Genomic DNA, 21549 nt, shown 5'->3' with positions numbered 1-21549 from the left:
GGAGGCGCGACGCAAGAGTTCAGCGGGTCCGCAGGGTCGCGGCGATACGATCATCGGCGACCAGGGGCGCGACGCCAGTCAGGGCGCTGGCGACCGGCACGATCATCAGGCCCAGGCTGTTCGTCAGTCCGCTGGCGCGTTTCAGAAGGCCGCCCTGCCGATGGACGCCCCGCCATCGACGTGCAGCGTCTGGCCGGTGATGAAGGCCGCATCGTTCGAGAGCAGAAAGGCGATCGCAGCTGCAATCTCCTCCGGCTTGCCGAAGCGTCCCATCGGGACCGAAGCCAGATACCGCGTCTCGCCCACGCTTCCTGGGGGATTGTTGGCGCGGAAGAGTGCGGTCTCGGTCGGTCCGGGCGCGACAGCGTTGACCGTCACGCCTGTCTGCGCGAGTTCCAGCGCCCAGCTGCGGGTGAAGCTGACCAGGGCCGCCTTGGCGGCGGCGTAGGCGGTCCGCTCCACCGCACCCAGGATGGTCAGGCTGGAGACATTGACGATCCGACCCCAGCCACGCGCGGTCATTCCGGGCAGCGCCGCCTGAACCGCCGCCAGGGCCGGATGCAGGTTGACCCGCAGCACCTCTTCCAAGGTCGCGACATCGACGGCGTGCAGGGCCTGCGGGCGGACCAGGCCGACGTTGTTGACCACCCCGTCTACCGCGTGGCGTTCGACGATGTCCCGCAGCCGGGCCTCTGCGTCGCGATCCGCCAGATCCATTGGGTAAAGCCTTCCCGGAAAGCCGTCCGCCGTCGTGCGGGCGATCCCGATCACGGAATGACCCGCGGACGCCAGCCGTCCAGCGAGCGCCAGGCCAATGCCCTTGCTGGCGCCCGTGATCAGGACAGTGCGGTGATTATCCATCCGTGCGCGCCTGACGGAGGGCGGGCAGCATGTCCTCGGGCTCGGGACGGCGAGTGTAGTCGGGATTGACCTCGGCGTAGAGGATCACGCCGTCCGTCCCGATCACGTAGCGGGCGGGCATGGGCAGGGTCCAACTGGGATCGCCGTTGAAGGTCAGCAGGTCGTTCTTCAGTTCCGTGTAGAGCGCGATCAGTGCCTCGGGCAGTTCGAAGCGCAGGCCGAAAGCCGCCGCCACGGCGTTGCCGGCGTCCGAAAGGATCGGAAACGACAGGCCGTTCTGGCGAACGGACTTGCGGCTGTTGACCGGCGTCTGGGGCGAGATCGCGACCAGGCTCGCGCCCAGCGCCTCGAAGGCTGGCAGGGTCTGCTGCAGCGCCTGCAGCTCCATATTGCAGTAGGGACACCAGACGCCACGATAGAAGCTGAGCACCAGCGGCCCCTTCGCCAGCAGGTCGGGTGAGGCGACGGGTTCGCCGTCTGGGTCGTTCAGGGTGAAGACAGGCGCCTGATCACCGGCCTTCAGCGCGCGGCCCGCAGCGCCGGAGGCGATCAGGTCCGCAGTCGCGCGTCGCATGGTGGCGATGACCGAGGGCGGCGCATTGTACGGCGGCTTGCCGGCTTCGAAATCGGCCTTGAAGGCGTCGAGAGAGGCTTGAAGGGACATGGGGTGTCTCCAGATTGTCGGTGTCGGGGAGGGTGTATGAAGGGCGGGCTCAGCTGGCGTCGGCGGCCATGGTGCGGGCGACATCGGCGGCGCTGATGCCTTCCAGCGCCAGGCCATAGCCCGCGCCTTCGTCGACGATCCGGCGCAGCTTCTGCGTCAGGGCGATACGGGTGTAGCGGCTGGTCAGAGGCGGCAGGGCGGCCAGGCCCTCGGCGATCGCGTGGGCCCGGGCCAGCAGGCCCTCGGCGGGCACGATCTCGTTGACCACACCCCAGGCCTTGGCGGTCTCCGCGTCCAGCTCCTGACGGGTCAGGATGAAGTAGCGCCCGCGCACGCTGCCGATCACCTCGGGCCAGAGCAGGTTGACCCCGTCGCCGGGGACGATGCAGAAGTCGAAGTGCGGCTTGTCCTGGAACACGGTCTCCTGTGTCGCCAGGACGATGTCGGCGAGGAGGGCGTATTCGGAGTGCAGACGCACCGGCCCGTTCAGGGCGGCGATCAGCGGAACCTCGATGTCCAGAAGGTTCATGAGGACCTTCTTGCCCTCCCGGAAGATCTTGTCGTAGCCGCGGGGGGTAAAGAAGTCGAAGCCGTCTGGACTGATGGTGTCCATGAAGGCGTCGCCCGAGCCGGTCAGGATGACCACCCGGGTGTCCGGGTCCGATCCGATGGCGTGGAACAGATCGACGAACTGCTCGTGGGTGTGGCCGTCGAAGACAAGCTTGCCGCCGTCGGTGTGCAGCGCGACCTCGACCACGCCGCTTTCGGAGCGGGTCAGGCGGGCGTTGGCGAAGGTGTTCTTGTAGGATTCGAAGCGTGACATGGGGGGCTCCAGTTGTCGGTTCAGGTTCAGGATTGGGGAGCGAGGGCTTCGACCCGCGCGATGGCGCGCTGGACAGCCGGACGATCGGCGACGGCGGCGTACCAGCGCTCGAGGTTGGGGCGGTCGTCCAGGGTCACGCCGGCGAAGGCGCGTCGCCACAGCCAGCCGAAGTGGGCGATGTCGGCGATGGTGTAGTCGTCGCCGGCGACGAACGGACGCACGGCCAGCAGGTCCTCCAGCCGGTCGAGCACGCGATTGGCCTCGGCGCTGAAGCGCGCCTGCGCCAGAGGTTGGGGCTCCGGAGCCAGGCGTGAGAAATAGCCCGCCTGGCCGAAGGCGGGGCTGACCGCCGAGGCGTGGAAGAACAGCTGCTCGAAGACCCGCGCGCGGGCCTCTCCCGTCAACGGCAGAAGGCGACCGCGACGTTCCGCCAGATGGACAAGAATGGCGGCCGATTCCGTCAGCGTCAGCCCCGCCTCAGGATCGACCAGGACCGGGACTTTCGCATTTGGATTCAAGGTCGTGAACGCCGGGGACGACTGCTCGCCCGTGCGGACGTTGACTGGGTGCAGGACGTAGTTGAACTCGAGCTCTTCCAGCGCAACGACGGGCTTGAGGCTGTTCGGTGTGGCGAAGGCGTAGAGTGCGATCATCGTCTGTTCCTTTCCGACGGCGTTTTCGGCGACCAGGCAAGATTGACTATTCTCTCCGCAGCGGGGCAGAGGTCATTGACGCATAGGATTTATTCCTACGGAGAATGACGTGGATCGACTTCAGGCGATGACGACCTTCGTGCGTGTGGTCGAGACTGGCTCCTTTTCCGCCGCCGCACGTCAGTTGTCGGTCGGTCAACCGGCGGTATCCAAGGCGATCGCCCAGCTGGAAGCCCGGTTTCAGACGCGGCTGCTTGCGCGCTCGACCCGCGGCCTGACCCCGACGGACGCCGGTCAGCGCTTCTACGAGCGGGCTAAGGCGACGTTGCAGGATGTCGATGACGCCGAGGCCGAGGCCAGGGGCGTCGGTCTCGGCTTGTCGGGGCGGCTTCGGGTATCGGCGGCGACCACCTTCGCGCGGCTCCACGTCATCCCCCGTCTGCCCGAGTTCCTTGCTCTCCATCCGTCGCTGGATATCGACATCATCCTGGACGACCGGCTGATCGACCTGGTGGGTGAGGGCGTCGATCTGTCGCTCCGCATGGGCGCCCTGGCGGATTCCGCCGCTGTCGCAAGGCGGATCGCTTCGAGTCCTCGATCGGTTCTCGCGACGCCGGCCTACCTGGAGCGCGCGGGTCGCCCCGCGACGCCGGCGGATTTCGCGACGCACGAGGCGGTCATCTACAGTCAGACGGCCTCAGCCTGGGCGTTCGAGCGGGACGGGGCCCGGATTTCGGTGACGGTTCGGGGACGGGTCAGGCTTAGCGGCGCGGAGGGCCTGCGGGCGGCGGTGCTGGCAGATATGGGGCTGGCGATCGTCTCCGACTGGATGTTCGCTCCGGAGCTCGCCAGCGGCGCGGTGGAACGCCTATTGCCGGATTGGTCGCTGCCGTCCGTGGACCTTTGGGCGGTATTCCCGACCGGGCGGCTGGCCAGCGCCAAGGCGCGCGCCTTCGCCAAATTTGTCGAGGAGGCCTTAAGTGCGGAGCGCGTCATGGCGATCAGCGACTAGGTCGCCGTTCAGTTCTGCTTCCTAGAGAAAAGGCCGCCGGACTGATCCAGCGGCCTTCCATCCTTCAGGATCATACCGATCAGAACCGGAAGCTGGCTCGCAACAGCAGCGAGTAGCGGACATAATCCTCCAGCAACTCGGCGTCGCCTGTCAGCGAGAGCATGCCCAGATCATTGCCGAGGTTCAGGCGGAAGCCCAGGATCAGCCCGCCTCCTTCGACGGCGTCCGGCGACAGGACGAAGTCCGGGCCGCCGCCGGCGAAGCGGGCGATGGTCTCGCCCGCATCGACCGACAGGTTCTGGCGATAGCCGATCCGCAGTTCAGGACGGATCCAGCCGTCCTTGCCGAAGCCGTAGCCCACGTTCATCGCCGCGACGGCGGAGAAGATATGGCTGTCGCGCGAGTCGATATCCAGATCGAAGCCGTCGCCGCCGCCGCTTTCCGTTCGCGACCCCTCCGACAGGTGGAAGAACTCGGCATAGACTTCGGGGCGCACGTTCAGGCGACCGTAATTGCGTTCGTAAGAAGCGCCTCCGGCCGCAGCGGCGGTCCAGCCGTGCCAGTCGGAGGTGTTGTTCAGATAGACGCCATCGGCGACCAGGGAGCGGTCGGCGCTGAAGCTGGCGTAGCCGCCGGCCGCGCGGGCCCAGGTCGTCCAGTACTGGCCCTGGGCGCGCCAGTAGAGGCCCAGCTCCAGCAGATTGGCGGACAGGATTTCCTCGGCCTCGGCCTCGGGATCCTCGATGTCGGACGAGGTGAAGGCGGCCGTGACGCCGAAGGCCCCCAGGCTGGTGCCCTTTTCAACGCCGCCGGCGACGCCAAAGCCTTCCGAGCGGAAGCCGTAGGAATCGGTCTTGTCCTTGTCGGCGTAGAAGTTGATCTCCTGGAGCCAGGCGCTGGTCTCACCCGGAGCGGCCGAGGCGTTGCGGCCCGTCAGGGCGCGCGTGACGGCGTCCACACCAGCCGACAGGGACATCAGCGGGCCGCCCGAGTGATCGGGGAGCATCTGCTCATAGACATTGGCGAAGTCTTCGCGGTTCGTCTGGCTGAGGAACAGGTTCTGGAGCGTCGTATTGTCGCCCAGAGCGGCGTAGACGGCGTCAAAGGCCGAGGCCTCGACCGGGATCAGACCGGCTTCTTGAGCGGTGCGACGGCGGGCGTCGATATAGACCTTGCCTGCTGCGGTGTCCGCGCCGGCCTCAACTACGTAAAGATAGGGCGAGTTCTCGCCGAGAAGCGTCTGGTCGATGGTTCCGACGGTGAGAGAGCCTGCGTTGATAACGTCGAAGCGAGCCGGTTCTTGCAACAGGCTGGCGAAACGCACGCCCAGCGCGGCGCCGGTCGCGATGTTCGCTGCGCCGCTGACATTGAAGCCGCCGGAGGTGTTCGCCGATGGGTCAACGGTAAGCACCAGCGTGCCGTCCGCGCCTACGTTTAGGCTGGAGATGTTGGTCGTCGTGGTCTGGTTGGCGAACAGCGAACCCTTCGTCACGTTCAGGGCCAGGCCCGCCGCATTGGTAATGGCGCCGGAAACCGCCGCCCCCCCGGTGATGTTCATCGTGTCGGCGCCGCCGCCGAACGAAATGTCGCCGATGATGGTGCCGTTCTCGACATTCAGGGTGTCGCCGCCCGAGCCGAGCCGGATCGCGCCCACCATGGTGGGTTCGGCGCTGTCGGGCACGCCGTCGTCGTCGGTGTCGGTCGCTGTGCTGTCTTCGTCGGCGGCTATGCCGTACTGGCGGAACAGCACGCCGGTGGTGTTGGCCGACAGGTCGACAGCAATGGCCTCGCCGTCCCGCGTCGTGGTGTCGGCCGTGTCCGGCGTTATGCCGACTGCGATCGTGCCGGCGTTCGTGAACTGGGTCAGGCTTCCGGACGCATCGCGCACGGCGACGGCGTCGCCGTGGTTGCCGGTGAAGGCCGAGGTGATGAGGCCCGTATTGGTCATGGACGCGACATTGGCGCCCGCGCCGATCAGCACCGCAGTCGAGGTCGTGGCCGTATTGCCTGACGCGCCCGCCTGGATCGTGCCGGTGTTGGACAGGGCGGGGGCGCTGACATTGGCTCCGATCCAGACGGCCGTCGCATCGGCTTTCGACGCTGAGGCGGAGATCGTGCCTTCGTTTCTGACGCCGCCGGCGATCGTCACGGCCTGGCCGCCGGCCACGCCCAACTGAAGGGCGCGCGCTTCAACGCCGGAGTAAACGCCCGAGCCGGCGATGCCGCCCCGGTTGATCAGGCCGTAGGCCGCGTCGCCTGTGCCGACCACGCCCAGGGCGACGCTATTTGTGGTGGAGCCGATCAGAAGGGCAGGGGCGCCTCCGAGCGAGGTGAGGGAAGCGGTGGTTTCGGAGCTATCCAGAATGCCGTCGCCGTCCCGATCCGTATCGTCGCGGTTCTTGACGCCGTCGCCGTCGTTATCTTCGTCGCCGTTCTTGACGCCGTCGCCGTCGTCATCGCCCTCGATGCCGGCGGAGCTGTAGGCCGGGCCGGTGTCCAGCAGAACTCCGCCGTTGATGTCGGCGGCGACGCGGACGGCAGGGCCGCCTTGCAACAGGTCGTCGGCGTCCAGGTCCTCAAGATAGAGGGTGCTCTCCGACACTGTGCCGGAGGTCGGCTTGGCGGACGGCGGATTGGTGTAGCGATAGCCGGTGGTCGTGACGGCCGAGTGAATTTTCAAAGCGCCGCCCACGTCGCCTTCGATCGACACCCCGGTTGCGCCCGCGCCCGTCGCCGTGATCGCGCCGGCCAGATCGACATTGCCCGACACGGCGCCCGTGGTGCGAACCCCGACCGTGCCGTCGCCCAGAACGCGAACCGAGCTGAGGCTCTGAAGGCGACCGGTCAGATCCGTCTCCACCGCCAACCCATAGCTGTTGTTTCCCTCGACCGTGATGGCGCTGGTGGGTTCGAGGGTGATGTTGCCGATAAAGGCGGATGGGCCGGCGACGCGGACGCCGTAGCGGCCCGTTCCGGTCGCGAAGGGACCGTCGATGTCGCCGTCGCCATCAGTGTCCTTGTAGTCCGCGTCTTCCAGCGAATCGGTGATGGAGATGGAACCGCCCATGGCCAGCGATCCGGTGTTGCCGCCGTTCACCAGAATGCCGGTCGCGCCGTCGGCCGCCTTGGCCATGGTGATGGAGCCGCCGCTGTCCACATCCAGAGTGTTGTTCGAATCCAGCGTCATGGCCGCGCCGGAAGTGACGGCGATGGAGCCGCCGCTGGCGATCCGCACGTTGTCGGCCGCCGTACCCGTGGCGTTGGAGGTCTGGATCGGCGTTGTGCGGGCGGTCGAGACCACGACCTCGGCCTGAGCGCCCGTTACAGCCAGCAAGGGAGCGATCGCTACAGCGGTCGCGAGCAGAATACGCATTCGGAAGAAAACCCCTGGTGGCCACGCGATCATGAACAAGGCGGTCCATTACAGGATCGACGCCAACCCTGCTCAACTTTATCGAATTTGAGGCGAATGCAAGGCCGTGTTCAGCATGTTGCCGTTCGGTGTCGAACTCGAAGCTCGGTGAAACGCTTGATCTTGCGGGTGTTGCGCGGGGTGCTGAAGGATTTCCGACACGCCTATTGAGCTTTGCCACATCGGGGTCTACGGGCGGACGCATGGTCAAACGCGTTTCCAGACGACGCATCCATTCCACGCCCTTCGGCGTTGGCGAGCCCAGACCAGACGAGAACCTCTTCATGACACTCACCGATCTTGACGTTCACGAAAGCGAGCTCCGGCTGATTCCCGGACTGGACGTTGAGGTCGCGGACACTCTGCGGGCGCTGAAACTGGCTTCAATGGACGACAGGCCCAGGCTGGTGGACACCACCATGCTGTATGCGCCGCGGTCGGGTGGGGTTAAGCGCTACCTTCTTTCCAAGAAGGCCTGGATCGACACCAACCGGCCCGGCGTCAGTCATTCCCTGATCGTGCCGGGCGCCCGGCACAAGGCGCGGGCCGACGGCGTCGTGCAATTGCGGGCGACCAAGCTGCCGTTCGGCGACGGCTATCGCTGGCCCAGTTCGGTCAAGCGCTGGAGCGCCTGGGTAGCGGCGATGAAGCCGTCGATCATCGAGGCCGGCGATCCCTATACGCCAGGCCAGGGGGCGCTGGAGGCCGGACAGAGAGTCGGGTGCCCGGTCGTGGGCTTCTGCCACTCGGACCCTGCCAGTCTGGCGGCTTTGCACTTCGGTGAATGGGCCAAAAAGCCCGTGGAAAAGCGCTGGGCCCGCCTGTTCTCGCAGTTCGACCGCGTCGTCTCGCCCAGTCGCTTCATCGCGAGGCGCCTGGAAGAGGCTGGGGTGAACAATATCGTCATCCGGCCGCTGGGCGTGGAGATCGACACCTTCCGACCCGAGCGTCGCGACCGTCAGTGGCTGCTGAAGGAACTGGGACTGGGCGAGGGCGCCCGCCTGCTGTGCTTTGCGGGGCGGCCCGCCAAGGAGAAGAACGTCGATATTCTGATCGAGGCCGTCCAGAAGCTGGGCGCCCCCTATCATCTGGTGCTGGTCGGGGCCGGATCGGGAATGCCGGCCGAGGATCGCGTGATCTCCATGCCTTATGAAAAGGATCCAAAGGCGGTCGCCAAGATTATCGCCAGCTGCGACGCCTTCGTTCACGCGAATGACAAGGAGCCGTTCGGACTGATCGTGCTGGAGGCCATGGCCTGTGGACGGCCCGTTATCGGCGTCAACGCCGGCGGCGTGGCCGAGACGGTCGACCATACGGTCGGCCAGCTGGCGGCCAGCGCCGACGCTGACCATTATGCCCAGGCGATCGAGGCGCTGTTTGCGCGCGACATAGAGGCCATCGGCCGCGCGGCGCGCGACAAGGCCGTCAGCCAGTTCGCCTGGAACCGCGTGTTCGAGGATCTGTGCATGTTGTACGGGGAGCTGACCGGCGACGCCGCCTTCGTACAGCCCGGAGAAGCCTTCGCCGTTCACTAGCTGGAATGTGGAAAAAGGTCCTAGGCGGCGCGCCACTTCCTCCACCGGAAGAAGTGGCGCGAGTGACGGGGCTCGAACCCGCGACCTCCGGCGTGACAGGCCGGCACTCTAACCAACTGAGCTACACCCGCGTACCAGGTCGAAACTTTTGAGTTGTTTCGAAAACTTGTGAGGAAAGGCGGTGTGCGCCACTCTTTCTATTTCTAGAGAGAGTGGCGCGAGTGACGGGGCTCGAACCCGCGACCTCCGGCGTGACAGGCCGGCACTCTAACCAACTGAGCTACACCCGCGTTTCCTTGCCGAAGCGGCTGTGCGCCCCGGCGAGGGGCGTCGTTTAGGCGGGCTGACCCAGCGCGTCAAGCGGCCTTTTCCGAGAAAGACGACCTTAGCGCGCCGGCGCCGTGGACGGAGGGATCGCCGCAGCCTGGGGCGGGCTGTGCGGGCCTGTCAGACCGCCTGCAGAGGGCTCCTGGGCGGCGACGGCCGGGGCGGGCGGTTCGTAGTGAACGCCCACGCCTGGACCCACCGGCAGGTCGAAGGCCACCCAGGCCGCCACCATGGTCAGGCCGGCGACCAGGAAGGCGCCCGCGTAGGGCAACATGGTCGCCATCAGCGATCCCAGGCCGAAACGCGGATCCCAGCGCTGGGCGAAGGTCAGGATCAGCGGGAAATAGCTCATCAGCGGCGTGGCGATGTTGGTGACCGAATCGCCCATTCGATAGGCGGCGGTCGTCATCTCGGGCGAGATTCCCAGCAGCATGAACATCGGCACCACGATGGGCGTCAGGGCGGACCATTTGGCCGAGGCAGAGCCGATGAAAAGGTCGAAGAAGCACGAGACGAAGACAACGCAGATCAGCAGCAGCGGTGCAGGCAGGGCCAGGCTCTTCAATCCTGCGGCGGCGTTGACCGCCAGGATCGGCCCCAGGCCCGACCAGTTGAACATGGCGACGAAATGGGCGGCGAAGAAGGCCAGCACGATATAGGGGGCCAGCTGGGCGATGCCGTCGCGCATCATCTTCACCAGATCGCGATGGGACTGGATCGAGCCGGACCCCGCCCCATAGGCGCCGCCCAGAACGAAGAAGGTCACGGCGAAGAAGGCGACCAGAGAGCGGTACAGCGGATTGAACCTTTGTTCCGACGCCGCCTCGGGATCCACGAAGGGCGAACCGGGCAGCAGGGCGATCAGGGTCCAGAGGCCGATCATGCCCACAAGCGCCAGGCCGGCCCAGGACAGGCCGCGTTTCTCTGCGACGGTGAGCGGCTGTTTTTCCGAGGCGGCGGGCGCGGCGACCCCTTCCGAAGGCGCCCAGCGACCCAGCCGGGGCTCGATCACCCGGTCGGTCAGGAACCAGACGATGGGCGTGAAGACGACCACCACGCCCACGATGAAGAACCAATTGCCGGCGATGTTCACGGAATAGGACGGGTCGATCAGATGGGCGGCCGGCTCGGTGATGCCCAGGATCAGGGCGTCGCTGGCTCCGGGGAACAGATTGCCGGCGTAACCCCCCGACACGGCGGCGAAACCCGCCGCCAGTCCCGCCAGAGGGTGACGGCCCGCCGCTGCGAAGATCACAGCCGCCAGAGGGATCACCACGACATAGGAGGCGTCGGAGGCGTGATGGGACACCATGCCCGTGATCACGACGACCGGGGTCAGTATGGCGCGCGGCGCATTCAGCAGGGCGCCGCGAATCGCTGTGGCGAACAGGCCGGTCCTCTCCGCGACTGACGCGCCGTAGATAATCGTGATGACGATCCCCAGCGGCGGGAAGTCCGCCAGGGTGCGAGGCATGCCGATAATCAGCCGCTCGAGGTTTTCCGCCGAAAGCAGGCTTTGTGCGACCAGCCGATCTCCCGTGACGGGATTGACGGCGGACCATCCCAGACCGGCCCCGACCAGACTGAGCAGGATCAGTGCGCCGATCAGCCACAGAAAGAGAAAGACCGGATCGGGCAGTCGATTCCCCACTCTCTCAACGGCGTTCAGGATACGGCTGCCCGCGCTCATCCAGATGACTTTCGGTTACGATTTCAAGGCCGCAGTAGGGCCGGGAAGGGGGTGAAACAGCAAGCGGCGGCGCTGCGACATATGGCCCCGAGACTTGCGATCCGTTCTCAATAAAAAACCAATCGCGGCAGGGGTTTGAACCGCGCGAACGTTGGGTCTAAGAAGCGCCGAATCCCGCCTCTCCCCGGCGGCCGAGGTTCTTTGAATGAACGCTTTTCTGCTCGAATATCTGCCGGTGCTGATCTTCGCCGGCGTCGCCGCCTTCATCGGCGTGCTTTTCATCGCCCTGCCGATGCTGCTGGCTCCCAAGAACCCCGACGCGGAAAAGCTGTCCGCCTATGAATGCGGGTTCAACGCCTTTGACGATGCCCGGATGAAGTTCGACGTCCGCTTCTATCTGGTGTCGATCCTCTTCATCATCTTCGACCTGGAAGTGGCCTTCCTCTTCCCCTGGGCGGTGTCGATGTTCGACCTGTCGCAGGCGGGAATGATCTTCGCCTTCTGGTCGATGATGGTCTTCCTGGGCGTCCTGACCATCGGCTTCATCTACGAATGGAAGAAGGGAGCCCTGGAATGGGAATAGTCGCACCCTCCTCGCCGCTGGGCGGCGTTTCGGCCGGCGCGCTGGTTCCGGCCAATTCGGCCGCCCGCTCGACGGTCGAGGGTTACGATCCCAAGATCCACGACAAGTTCTTCGAGTCGGTGAACATGGAGCTGGGCGAGCGCGGCTTCCTGACCGCCTCGCTGGACGACGTCATCACCTGGGCGCGCACCGGCTCGCTGATGTGGATGACCTTTGGTCTCGCCTGCTGCGCCGTCGAGATGATCCAGATGTCGATGCCGCGTTTCGACGTCGAACGCTTCGGCATGGCCCCGCGCGGCAGCCCGCGTCACTCGGACCTGATGATCGTGGCCGGCACCCTGACCAACAAGATGGCCCCGGCCATCCGAAAGGTCTACGACCAGATGCCCGACCCGCGCTACGTCGTGTCCATGGGCAGCTGCGCCAACGGCGGCGGCTACTACCACTACAGCTACAGCGTTGTTCGCGGTTGCGACCGCGTCGTGCCGGTGGACGTCTATGTGCCCGGCTGCCCGCCGACGGCGGAGGCGCTGCTGTACGGCTTGCTGCAGCTGCAGAAGAAAATTCGTCGCACGGGGACCATCGACCGATGAGCTCGCTGGCTGTTCAGGCCCAGTTCGAGGCCGCGCTGACGCCGATGGGCGCCGAGCTGGTGGGCGCCCTGGGTGTCGAGGCCCAGGTGGCGTTCGGTGAGCTGACCCTGGTGGCGCCGCGAGAGCGGATCGTCGAGGTCATGGCCGGCCTACGCGACCGTTTCGGCTTCCAGCAACTGCTGGACCTCTGCGGCGCCGACTATCCGGATCGTGAAGAGCGGTTCGAGATCGTCTATCATCTGCTGTCGATGACCCGGAACGCGCGCGTCCGCGTCAAGGTCGTGACCGACGAGGTCCAGCCCGTGCCGACCGTGTCCGAGGTCTATCCGTCGGCCGGCTGGTTCGAGCGCGAAGCCTACGACATGTACGGCGTGATCTTCTCGGGCCACCCCGACATGCGCCGCCTGCTGACCGACTACGGCTTCGAGGGGCATCCGCTGCGCAAGGACTTCCCGATGACGGGCTATGTCGAGGTCCGTTACGACGAAGAGCAGAAGCGGGTCGTCTATGAGCCCGTCAAGCTGACGCAGGAATTCCGGACGTTCGACTTCCTGTCGCCGTGGGAAGGGGCCGATTATCCGGCGCCCGTGCTTCCCGGCGACGAAAAGGCAGGAGTGAAGGGCTGATGGCTGACGGAGCCCCCGTACCCGCACCCGTGAACGGCGCCATCGATCCCTTCGAGGACATGCCGATCGATCACCGGACAGACCACGCCAAGGCGATGGACGACCGCAAGTTCACCATCAACTTCGGCCCCCAACACCCGGCCGCGCACGGCGTGCTGCGCCTGGTGCTGGAGCTGGACGGCGAGATCGTCGAACGCGTCGATCCGCACATCGGCCTGCTGCACCGCGGCACCGAAAAGCTGATGGAGGCCCGCACCTATCTGCAGAACGTGCCCTATCTGGATCGGCTCGACTATGTCGCGCCGATGAATCAGGAGCACGCCTTCTGCCTGGCCATCGAGAAGCTGCTGGGCATCGAGGTCCCGTACCGGGCCCAGCTGATCCGCGTGCTCTATTCGGAGATCGGCCGGATCGGGAACCACCTGCTGAACGCGACCATGCAGGCCATGGACGTCGGCGCCCTGACGCCCCCGCTGTGGGGTCACGAAGAGCGCGAAAAGCTGATGGTCTTCTACGAGCGCGCCTGCGGCGCCCGTCTGCACGCCAACTATTTCCGTCCCGGCGGCGTCCACCAGGACCTGCCGATGGACCTGATCGACGACATCGGTCGCTGGTGCCTGGAGTTCCCCAAGGCTCTGGCTGATATCGAGAGCCTGGTCACAGAGAACCGCATCTTCAAGCAGCGCAACGTCGATATCGGCGTCGTGTCCAAGGAACAGGCCCTGGCCTGGGGCTTCACCGGCGTCATGCTGCGCGGCTCGGACATCGCCTGGGACCTGCGCAAGTCGCAGCCGTATGAGTGCTATGCCGAGCTGGAGTTCGATATTCCAGTCGGCAAGAACGGCGACTGCTGGGATCGTTACCTCTGCCGCATCGAGGAGATGAAGCAGTCGGTGCGGATCATGGAGCAGTGCATCCACAAGCTGCGCAACTGCCCCGGCGAGCCGGTCATGATCGAGGACAACAAGATCGTTCCGCCGCGTCGCGGCGAGATGAAGCGGTCGATGGAATCCCTGATCCATCACTTCAAGCTGTACACCGAGGGCTTCAAGACGCCCGAGGGCGAGGTCTATGCCTCGGTCGAAGCGCCCAAGGGCGAGTTCGGCATCTATCTGGTGTCGGACGGCACCAACAAACCCTATCGCGTCAAGATCTCGGCGCCGGGCTTCCGTCACCTGCAGGCGATGGACTGGATGAACCGCGGCCACCAACTGGCCGACGTCTCCGCCATTCTGGGCTCGCTCGACATCGTTTTCGGAGAAGTGGACCGATGAGCGTTCGTCGTCTCGCCAAGGAACAACCGGCCTCCTTCGCCTTCTCGAAGGACACCAAGGCCAAGGCCGAATGGTGGATCAAGAAATACCCCGAGGCTCGCCGCCAGTCGGCGGTGATCCCGATCCTGTGGCTGGTCCAGAAACAGGAAGGCTGGGTCTCCGAACCCGCCATCCGCGCCATCGGCGAACTGCTGGGCATGCCCTTCATCCGGGTGCTGGAGGTCGCGACCTTCTACACCATGTTCATGCTGGAGCCGGTCGGCAAGACCGCCCTGATCCAGGTGTGCGGCACCACCCCGTGCATGCTGCGCGGCGCCAATGAGCTGATGAAGGTCTGCAAGGATAAGATCGGTCCCAAGGACCATCTGTCCGCCGACGGTCGCTTCACCTGGCAGGAAGTCGAATGCCTGGGCGCCTGTTCGAACGCGCCCATGGCCCAGATCAACGACTATTATTTCGAAGACCTGACGCCAGAAACCATCGGCCAGATCATCGACGACTTCGCCGCCGGTAAAACGCCCAAGCCGGGCTCCTATCAGGGCCGCGCGACGTCCGAGCCGGTCGGCGGGGCCAAGACCCTGCTGGATCCGAAACTGTATGACGGTTCGGCCGCCAAGCCGATCAAGAAGCTGCCCAACAGCGATCCGGCGCCGGTCGAGAAGGCTCCGGCCTGATGCCAGGACCCGACCTCGACAGCGACGAAGGCCGCGCCGCATACCGCAAGGAGCTGCGCCAGGTCGCGCGCCCCCTGCGCGCGGGCGGGCTCGCGCTCGTGGTCGGCGCGGCCATGCTGATCCTGCTGACCCGTCAGGGGACGCCGGGTCTGGGCGAATGGGCCTTCACCCTGTCCTACGTCATGCTCGGTTTCGGCTGGGCCTGCGTCATCGGCGCCATCTACACCCGCAATCGGCATCACAAACGCCGGATGCGCGAGTTGGAAGGCGCAACGTCATGACGGCGTCGATCTATTATGGTTCCATGAATTCGATGCAGCGTGCCGGGGGGCGCCATGTCGATGGATCAGAAACGGGCAGGGCGCCGCGCGCCCAAGCGCGGCCGAGGCGGGTGGAGCCCCGCCGGGACGGGCCGATTGCTGGTCAATCTGGCCGGCGCGGCCAGTCTGTCGCTGAGCGCTGGGCCCGTATCGGCGCAAACCCCGCCAACATCCCCTTCGGTCGCCCCCGCGACCGCGTCCTCTACGCCTTCACCCGGTCCTGCTGATGCTTCCGAACCGCGTAACAACCCCAGCCCTGAACCGCGTCAGCCGCCTCCCGGCCAACGCGATCTGGGCCTCGAACGCCAGTCCGCTCTCGGTCCCCCCCGTCGGCGTAGACGGAGGAGCAGCCTGATGGTCGGCATTCTCGAAGACAAGGACCGGATCTTCACCAACCTGTACGGCTTCCAGGACTGGACGCTGGACGGGGCGAAGACGCGCGGCGCCTGGAACGCCACCAAGGACATGCTGGACCTTGGCCGCGACTGGATCATCAACAACGTCAAGGCGTCGGGCCTGCGCGGCCGTGGCGGCGCCGGTTTCTCGACCGGGCTGAAGTGGTCCTTCATGCCCAAGGAAGTGAAGGATCGTCCTCACTATCTGGTCGTCAACGCCGACGAATCCGAGCCGGGCACCTGCAAGGACCGGGAGATCATGCGTCATGATCCCCAGCTGCTGATCGAAGGCTGCCTGATCGCCTCCTTCGCCATGCAGGCCCACGCCTGCTACATCTATTTGCGCGGCGAATATGTGCTGGAACGTGAGCGGATGGAGGCGGCGGTCAAGCAGGCCTATGAGGCCAAGCTGATCGGCAAGGACAACGTCCACGGCTGGGACTTCGACGTCTATATCCACCACGGCGCCGGCGCCTATATCTGCGGCGAAGAGACCGCCCTGCTGGAATCCCTGGAAGGCAAGAAGGGCCAACCCCGTCTGAAGCCGCCGTTCCCGGCCGGCGCAGGCCTGTACGGCTGCCCCACCACGGTGAACAACGTCGAGTCGATCGCCGTCGTCGGCACCATCCTGCGTCGCGGCGCCGGCTGGTTCGCGGGCTTTGGTCGTCCGAACAACACCGGCACCAAGCTGATGGCCATCTCGGGCCATGTAAACGCGCCCTGCGTGGTCGAAGAGGCCATGTCGATCCCGCTGCGGCAGCTGCTGGAAGAACACTGCGGCGGCGTGCGCGGCGGCTGGGACAATCTGAAGGCCATCATTCCGGGCGGTTCGTCCGTGCCGCTGATCACGCGCGAAATGTCCGAGACGGCGCTGATGGACTTCGACTCCTTGCGCGAAATGCGTTCGGGCCTCGGCACCGCCGCCGTCATCGTGATGGACAACTCCACCGACCTGGTGAAGGCCATCGCCCGCATCAGCTATTTCTACAAGCACGAGAGCTGCGGCCAGTGCACGCCGTGCCGTGAGGGCACCGGCTGGATGTGGCGCGTGCTGGAGCGGATGTCGGTGGGCGAGGCCGATCCGTCGGAAATCGACCTGCTGCTGGACGTCGCCGGTCAGGTCGAAGGCCACACCATCTGCGCCCTGGGCGACGCGGCCGCCTGGCCGGTTCAGGGCCTGATCCGTCACTTCCGCCACGAGATCGAAGAGCGTATCGCCAACTACCGCAGCCGCCGCGCGAACTTCGCCGGCCACGCGATCGCGGCGGAGTAATGATGCACCGCTGGTCCGCCATCGTGATCGGAGCTTTCGCACTCGCCGCCTGCGGCGAGCGTGAAGCTGCGCCCACGCCTGCGGAAAAGGTTGCGGCCGCAGCCAAGCCCTCCGACGCCGTGCAGACGGCGCCAGAAGTTCTGACCCCCGCCGACCTGCGCCGCGTCTGCCGCGCCGGTCTGGCTGCGGTCCACGGTCAGCCGCCGATGGCGATCGACGTCGACGGCGTCGACGGCGGGGTGGTCCACGCTTCGTGGCGTGCTCCGGTCGACGGCGGCCGGATGCGCGCCGACTGCCGGGTCGAGAAAGACCTGATCGTGTGGAAACCGCTCGATCTGCCTGACGCCACGCTCGTTCGCTGGATGAACCAGGCGGATGATCCGGTGATTCGCTACGTCATGGACGGCCAGGCGATCACCGTCACCCAGACCCTCCCGGACGGGACGACGGAACAGGCCGAACTGGCCGTTCCCGCAGAAGAGGAGGCGCGGTGATGGCGGATGAACCCGACAACCTCGTTCTCCAGATCCTGCGTCGCGTCGAAGGACGGCTGACGTCGATGGAAACCAAGATGGATCGGCTCGGCGAGGACATGCACGACCTGAAGGTCCGCACCACCCACGTCGAGGAAGGCCTTGCAGGCGTCAATCGTCGCCTGGATCAACGTATCGAACGGGTCGAGACACGTCTGACCCTGGTAGACAGCCCTTACGGCGGAGTTCGAGAATAATGCCCATCGCCAAGGTCAACGGCGTCGAAGTCGAGTTCGAGCCCGGGATGACCGTGCTCCAGGTCGCCGAGCGCGCCGGGCAGGAAATCCCGCGCTTCTGCTATCACGAGCGCCTGTCCATCGCCGGCAACTGCCGCATGTGCCTGGTCGAGGTGAAGCCTGGGCCGCCGAAGCCCCAGGCTTCGTGCGCGCTTCCGGCCGCCGAAGGTCAGGAAATCTTCACCGACACCCCGATGGTCAAGAAGGCCCGGGAAGGCGTGATGGAATTCCTGCTGATCAACCACCCGCTGGATTGCCCGATCTGTGACCAGGGCGGCGAGTGCGATCTGCAGGACCAGTCCATGGCCTATGGCCGCGACGGGTCTCGCTATGCCGAGAACAAGCGCGCGGTCGAAGAAAAGAACATGGGTCCGACGATCAAGACCTTCATGACGCGGTGCATCCAGTGCACCCGTTGCGTCCGCTTCATCACCGAGGTCGCAGGCGTGCCGGACATCGGCATGATCTCGCGCGGCGAAGACGCCGAGATCACCACCTATCTGGAGAAGTCGGTCGCGTCCGAACTGTCGGGTAATGTCAATGACCTGTGCCCGGTCGGCGCCCTGACGCACCGGCCCTGGCAGTACCACTATCGTCCGTGGGAACTGAAGAAGACCGAGACCATCGACGTCATGGACGCCCTGGGCTCGAACATCCGCGCCGACTTCCGCGGCTCCGAGGTGATGCGGGTTCTGCCCCGCGTGAACGAGGGCATCAACGAGGAGTGGCTGTCGGACAAGAGCCGCTATGTCGTCGACGGCCTGACCGCGCGCCGCCTGGACCGCCCGTGGATCCGCGAGAACGGCAAGCTGCGCGCCGCGTCGTGGAACGAGGCCCTGGACGCCGTCGCCGCCAAGCTGAAGGCCGCCTCGGCCGACCGCATCGGCGTGATCGCCGGCGACCTGCAGGACGCCGAGTCGATGAAGGCGACCCTGGACCTGTTCCGCGCCCTGGGCTCCAAGAACACCGATTGCCGCCAGGACGGCGCCGCCCTGGGCTATGGCCCGCGCGAGAGCTGGCTGTTCAACTCCGGCCTCGAAGGCATTGAAAAGGCTGACGCCATCCTGATCTTGGGCGTCAACCCGCGCGTCGAGGCGCCGCTGCTGAACGCCCGCCTGCGCAAGAGCTGGATCAAGGGCGGCGTCGAGATCGGCGTCATCGGCGAACAGGCCGACCTGACCTTCGACTACGCCTATCTGGGCGCCGGGTCGAAGACCCTGGCCAAGCTGCCGAAGTCGGCGATGGACTTCCTGACCAAGGCCGAGCGTCCGGCGATCATCGTCGGTTCCGGCGCGCTGAACGGGGAGGGCGGCGCGGCCGTCCTGAACGCCCTGGGCGCCCTGGCCAAGAAGGTCGGCGTCATCGGCGAGGGCTGGAACGGCTTCAACGTCCTGCACCACGCCGCTGCGCGCGTCGGCGGTCTGGACATGGGCTTTGTACCGGCCGAGGGCGGTCTCACGGCAGCGGACATGCTGAAGCCGGGCGAGCTGGACGTGCTGTTCCTGCTGGGCGCCGACGAGGTCGATCCGACCGGGTCGAACGCCTTCCGCGTCTATCTGGGCAGCCACGGCGACCGTGGCGCGCACGGCGCCGACGTCATCCTGCCGGGCGCGGCCTATACCGAGAAGTCGGGCCTGTACGTCAACACCGAGGGCCGGGTGCAGATGGCCGAACGCGTCGTCTTCCCCAAGGGCGAGGCCAAGGAAGACTGGGCCATCATCCGCGCCCTGTCCGCCCGTGTCGACCAGACCCTGCCGTACGACACCCTGGACCAGCTGCGCGCCAAGCTGATGGCCGATCATCCGACCTTCGGCCGGATCGACTATCTGCCTGCGCCGGCCGCCTTCGATCCGTCCAAGCTGGGCGTCAAGGGCGACCTGGGCGACCGGGTCTTCGTCTCGGCGATTACGGACCCCTATCTTTCCAACCCGATCGCGCGCGCCAGCGCGACCATGGCCGAGCTGTCCGCCCTGCGGATCGCCCCGGTCGCGATGGCGGCGGAGTAAGTCATGGACGCTGCTACTTCTTTCTGGGCTACGCCGGGCGGCTGGACGCTGATCACGGTCGGTCAGATCCTGCTGATCACGGTCGGCGTGCTGATCGCCGTGGCCTTCCTGCTGCTGGCCGACCGCAAGGTCTGGGCCTCGGTGCAGATGCGCAAGGGCCCGAACGTGGTCGGCCCCTTCGGTCTGCTGCAGTCCTTCGCCGACATGCTGAAGTTCGTGCTGAAGGAGGTGGTCATCCCCTCCGGCGCGGACAAGGCGGTCTTCATCCTGGCGCCGATCATCACCGTCATCCTGGCCTTCATGGCCTGGGCGGTGATCCCGTTCGCGCCGGGCTGGGTGGTTTCCGACCTGAACGTCGGCATCCTGTACATCTTCGCGGTCTCGTCGCTGGGCGTGTACGGCATCATCATGGGCGGCTGGGCTTCGAACTCGAAGTATCCGTTCCTGGGCTCGCTGCGGTCGGCGGCGCAGATGGTGTCCTATGAAGTCTCGCTGGGCCTGATCATCATCAATGTGATCCTGCTGGCCGGCACGATGAACCTGTCGCAGATCGTCGAAGGTCAGAGCGGCTATTTCTGGAACTGGTACGCCTTCGGCGGCGGACAGGGCACCTGGCCCCTGATCCTGATCCTGTTCCCGATGTCGATCGTCTTCTTCGTTTCGGCCCTGGCGGAAACCAACCGCCCGCCTTTCGACCTGCCGGAAGCGGAATCCGAGCTCGTGGCCGGCTATCAGGTCGAATACAGCTCGACCACCTATCTGCTGTTCATGATGGGCGAGTACGTCAACATCGTCTTCATGTCGGCGATGATGAGCATCCTGTTCTTCGGCGGCTGGAACCCCGGCTTCCTGTCGCAGGAGACGCTGGACGATCTTCCGGCCTGGATCGCCTACACCATCTATCTGCTGACCTTCGTCACCAAGACCGTGTTCTGGTTCCTGGCCATCGCCCTGGTGAAGGCCTTTGTGCCACGCTACCGCTATGACCAGCTGATGCGCCTGGGCTGGAAGGTCTTCCTGCCCGCCTCGCTGGTGGCCGTGGTCATCACCGCCGCCTGGCGCGTCTTCGCGGTGGGTGCGTAGATGAACCCACGCGCCGTCATCCTGGCCCTGGTCGCATCGTGGGGCCTCGTCGCCTGCACCTTCGCGCCCATCGCTGCTCCGGCGCCGACCGATCCGGTCGCGTCGATGGAGCGGCGCGAGGATGACACGCGTCGCGGCGGCGAACGGGTCAACCTGTGCCGGATGATGAGCCGGGACGACCCGCGCTATAAGACGATGGACTGCAAGGGCGTGCTGCGGGGAGGCGGGGCATGAATCGCCTGACCCCTCTACTGCTGATCCTCGCACCTATGATTACGGCCTGCGCCCCCGATACGCGCATGCCCGAGTCCGGCTATCAGTGGGAACGCCGCCAGGAACGCATCGAGCGGGAATGGCGCGACGCCCAAGCCAAGGCCGCTTCCCAGGCCGCACCGACCAAGACTTCAACCAACGGCGCCCCGGCGCCAGAGGATCGCTTCTGATGTTCACTCGTATCGCCCAGGCCGCAAAGGGCGCGATGATGCTCGACGCCATCGGCGCCATCGGCCTGACCCTGAAGTACATGGCTCGCCCCAAGGCGACCGTGAACTATCCGTTCGAGCGGAACCCGCAGTCGCCGCGCTTCCGCGGCGAGCACGCCCTGCGTCGCTACGCCAACGGCGAGGAGCGGTGCATCGCCTGCAAGCTGTGCGAGGCCATCTGCCCCGCCCAGGCCATCACCATCGAGGCCGAACCGCGCGCCGACGGTAGCCGCCGCACGACCCGGTACGACATCGACATGGTCAAATGCATCTACTGCGGCCTGTGCCAGGAGGCCTGCCCGGTGGACGCCATCGTCGAAGGGCCGAACTCCGAATACGCCGTCGAAACGCGCGAAGAGCTGCTGTTCGACAAGGCCCGACTGCTCGACAACGGGGATCGCTGGGAACGGCAGATCGCCAAGAATCTGGAACTCGACGCGCCTTACCGCTAAGGCGCTCACGCTAACGGGTCGGCGATTCCCAAACGGGGGTCG

General features: G+C 65.9%; 22 protein-coding genes and 2 tRNA genes. 16 read left to right on the top strand and 8 right to left on the bottom strand.

All coding sequences use genetic code 11. From position 1 onward, the window contains the following. Positions 1 to 141: 141 nt before the first annotated feature. Genes ACVPT3_RS09270 through ACVPT3_RS09255 form a run of 4 tightly spaced genes read right to left on the bottom strand, consistent with a single transcriptional unit; the run spans position 142 to position 3001 of the window. Positions 142 to 861, bottom strand: coding sequence for an SDR family oxidoreductase (locus ACVPT3_RS09270; protein WP_492040626.1), 720 nt, complete (start codon positions 859 to 861; stop codon positions 142 to 144). Beyond that, positions 854 to 1525: a peroxiredoxin-like family protein gene (locus ACVPT3_RS09265; RefSeq protein ID WP_492040625.1), complete on the bottom strand. Its 672-nt coding sequence runs from the start codon at positions 1523 to 1525 to the stop codon at positions 854 to 856. The genes ACVPT3_RS09270 and ACVPT3_RS09265 overlap by 8 nt, the downstream gene beginning before the upstream one ends. Before the next feature lie 49 nt (positions 1526 to 1574). Continuing rightward, positions 1575 to 2348 carry an enoyl-CoA hydratase/isomerase family protein gene (locus ACVPT3_RS09260; protein WP_492040624.1) on the bottom strand — a complete coding sequence of 258 codons (774 nt, stop codon included), beginning with the start codon at positions 2346 to 2348 and terminating at the stop codon, positions 1575 to 1577. Between the two features lie 26 nt (positions 2349 to 2374). Beyond that, positions 2375 to 3001, bottom strand: a complete 627-nt coding sequence (locus tag ACVPT3_RS09255) for a glutathione S-transferase family protein (RefSeq protein WP_492040623.1) — start codon at positions 2999 to 3001, stop codon at positions 2375 to 2377. A gap of 109 nt (positions 3002 to 3110) precedes the next feature. On the opposite strand from ACVPT3_RS09255, the gene ACVPT3_RS09250 reads away from it, so the two are divergent. Further along, positions 3111 to 4013, top strand: coding sequence for a LysR family transcriptional regulator (locus tag ACVPT3_RS09250; RefSeq protein ID WP_492040622.1), 903 nt, complete (start codon positions 3111 to 3113; stop codon positions 4011 to 4013). Between the two features lie 79 nt (positions 4014 to 4092). Here ACVPT3_RS09250 and ACVPT3_RS09245 read toward each other — a convergent pair whose 3' ends face one another. Next, positions 4093 to 7386 carry an autotransporter outer membrane beta-barrel domain-containing protein gene (locus tag ACVPT3_RS09245; RefSeq protein WP_492040621.1) on the bottom strand — a complete coding sequence of 1098 codons (3294 nt, stop codon included), beginning with the start codon at positions 7384 to 7386 and terminating at the stop codon, positions 4093 to 4095. Positions 7387 to 7709: 323 nt separating this feature from the next. Between ACVPT3_RS09245 and ACVPT3_RS09240 the strand changes: the two genes are divergently transcribed. Then, positions 7710 to 8960, top strand: coding sequence for a glycosyltransferase (locus tag ACVPT3_RS09240; RefSeq protein ID WP_492040620.1), 1251 nt, complete (start codon positions 7710 to 7712; stop codon positions 8958 to 8960). Positions 8961 to 9014: 54 nt separating this feature from the next. On the opposite strand, the gene ACVPT3_RS09235 is transcribed toward ACVPT3_RS09240, so the two are convergent. The 3 genes from ACVPT3_RS09235 to ACVPT3_RS09225 all read right to left on the bottom strand — a co-directional run bounded on the left by ACVPT3_RS09235 (position 9015) and on the right by ACVPT3_RS09225 (position 10977). Continuing rightward, a tRNA-Asp gene (locus tag ACVPT3_RS09235) sits at positions 9015 to 9091 on the bottom strand. Positions 9092 to 9173: 82 nt separating this feature from the next. Next, a tRNA-Asp gene (locus ACVPT3_RS09230) sits at positions 9174 to 9250 on the bottom strand. A 95-nt stretch (positions 9251 to 9345) separates the two neighbouring features. Continuing rightward, positions 9346 to 10977: an AbgT family transporter gene (locus tag ACVPT3_RS09225; RefSeq protein WP_492040619.1), complete on the bottom strand. Its 1632-nt coding sequence runs from the start codon at positions 10975 to 10977 to the stop codon at positions 9346 to 9348. Between the two features lie 205 nt (positions 10978 to 11182). Here ACVPT3_RS09225 and ACVPT3_RS09220 point away from each other — a divergent pair, with 205 nt between their 5' ends. From ACVPT3_RS09220 to nuoI, 14 genes are all read left to right on the top strand, one after another. Beyond that, entirely contained in the window at positions 11183 to 11560 is a 378-nt protein-coding gene (locus ACVPT3_RS09220) for an NADH-quinone oxidoreductase subunit A (RefSeq protein WP_492040618.1), read from the top strand. Further along, on the top strand, positions 11530 to 12153 hold the full coding sequence (locus ACVPT3_RS09215) for a NuoB/complex I 20 kDa subunit family protein (RefSeq protein ID WP_492040617.1): 624 nt from the start codon (positions 11530 to 11532) through the stop codon (positions 12151 to 12153). The genes ACVPT3_RS09220 and ACVPT3_RS09215 overlap by 31 nt, the downstream gene beginning before the upstream one ends. After that, positions 12150 to 12779, top strand: a complete 630-nt coding sequence (locus tag ACVPT3_RS09210) for an NADH-quinone oxidoreductase subunit C (RefSeq protein WP_492040616.1) — start codon at positions 12150 to 12152, stop codon at positions 12777 to 12779. The genes ACVPT3_RS09215 and ACVPT3_RS09210 overlap by 4 nt, the downstream gene beginning before the upstream one ends. Next, a complete protein-coding gene (locus tag ACVPT3_RS09205) occupies positions 12779 to 14053 on the top strand; it encodes an NADH-quinone oxidoreductase subunit D (protein WP_492040615.1) in 1275 nt (424 codons plus the stop codon). The genes ACVPT3_RS09210 and ACVPT3_RS09205 overlap by 1 nt, the downstream gene beginning before the upstream one ends. After that, positions 14050 to 14727, top strand: coding sequence for an NADH-quinone oxidoreductase subunit NuoE (nuoE, locus tag ACVPT3_RS09200; RefSeq protein ID WP_492040614.1), 678 nt, complete (start codon positions 14050 to 14052; stop codon positions 14725 to 14727). The genes ACVPT3_RS09205 and nuoE overlap by 4 nt, the downstream gene beginning before the upstream one ends. Then, positions 14727 to 15008, top strand: a complete 282-nt coding sequence (locus ACVPT3_RS09195; protein WP_492040613.1) for a hypothetical protein — start codon at positions 14727 to 14729, stop codon at positions 15006 to 15008. Before nuoE ends, ACVPT3_RS09195 begins: the two co-directional genes overlap by 1 nt. Before the next feature lie 393 nt (positions 15009 to 15401). Further along, positions 15402 to 16715: an NADH-quinone oxidoreductase subunit NuoF gene (nuoF, locus tag ACVPT3_RS09190; RefSeq protein ID WP_183195161.1), complete on the top strand. Its 1314-nt coding sequence runs from the start codon at positions 15402 to 15404 to the stop codon at positions 16713 to 16715. Then, a complete protein-coding gene (locus tag ACVPT3_RS09185) occupies positions 16715 to 17209 on the top strand; it encodes a hypothetical protein (protein ID WP_492040612.1) in 495 nt (164 codons plus the stop codon). The genes nuoF and ACVPT3_RS09185 overlap by 1 nt, the downstream gene beginning before the upstream one ends. Further along, on the top strand, positions 17209 to 17445 hold the full coding sequence (locus tag ACVPT3_RS09180) for a hypothetical protein (protein ID WP_492040611.1): 237 nt from the start codon (positions 17209 to 17211) through the stop codon (positions 17443 to 17445). The genes ACVPT3_RS09185 and ACVPT3_RS09180 overlap by 1 nt, the downstream gene beginning before the upstream one ends. Next, positions 17445 to 19490: an NADH-quinone oxidoreductase subunit NuoG gene (gene nuoG, locus ACVPT3_RS09175; protein WP_492040610.1), complete on the top strand. Its 2046-nt coding sequence runs from the start codon at positions 17445 to 17447 to the stop codon at positions 19488 to 19490. Before ACVPT3_RS09180 ends, nuoG begins: the two co-directional genes overlap by 1 nt. Before the next feature lie 3 nt (positions 19491 to 19493). Then, on the top strand, positions 19494 to 20573 hold the full coding sequence (nuoH, locus tag ACVPT3_RS09170; protein ID WP_492040609.1) for an NADH-quinone oxidoreductase subunit NuoH: 1080 nt from the start codon (positions 19494 to 19496) through the stop codon (positions 20571 to 20573). Further along, complete coding sequence (locus ACVPT3_RS09165; protein WP_492040608.1) at positions 20574 to 20807, top strand: hypothetical protein; 234 nt, start codon at positions 20574 to 20576, stop codon at positions 20805 to 20807. After that, positions 20804 to 21016: a hypothetical protein gene (locus ACVPT3_RS09160; RefSeq protein ID WP_492040607.1), complete on the top strand. Its 213-nt coding sequence runs from the start codon at positions 20804 to 20806 to the stop codon at positions 21014 to 21016. Before ACVPT3_RS09165 ends, ACVPT3_RS09160 begins: the two co-directional genes overlap by 4 nt. After that, a complete protein-coding gene (gene nuoI / locus ACVPT3_RS09155) occupies positions 21016 to 21507 on the top strand; it encodes an NADH-quinone oxidoreductase subunit NuoI (protein ID WP_183195166.1) in 492 nt (163 codons plus the stop codon). The genes ACVPT3_RS09160 and nuoI overlap by 1 nt, the downstream gene beginning before the upstream one ends. The last annotated feature ends 42 nt before the right edge of the window (positions 21508 to 21549 follow it).

It is taken from the genome of Brevundimonas sp. FV1ps31S (assembly GCF_058681265.1).
This window is presented reverse-complemented; position numbering and strand designations above follow the sequence as displayed.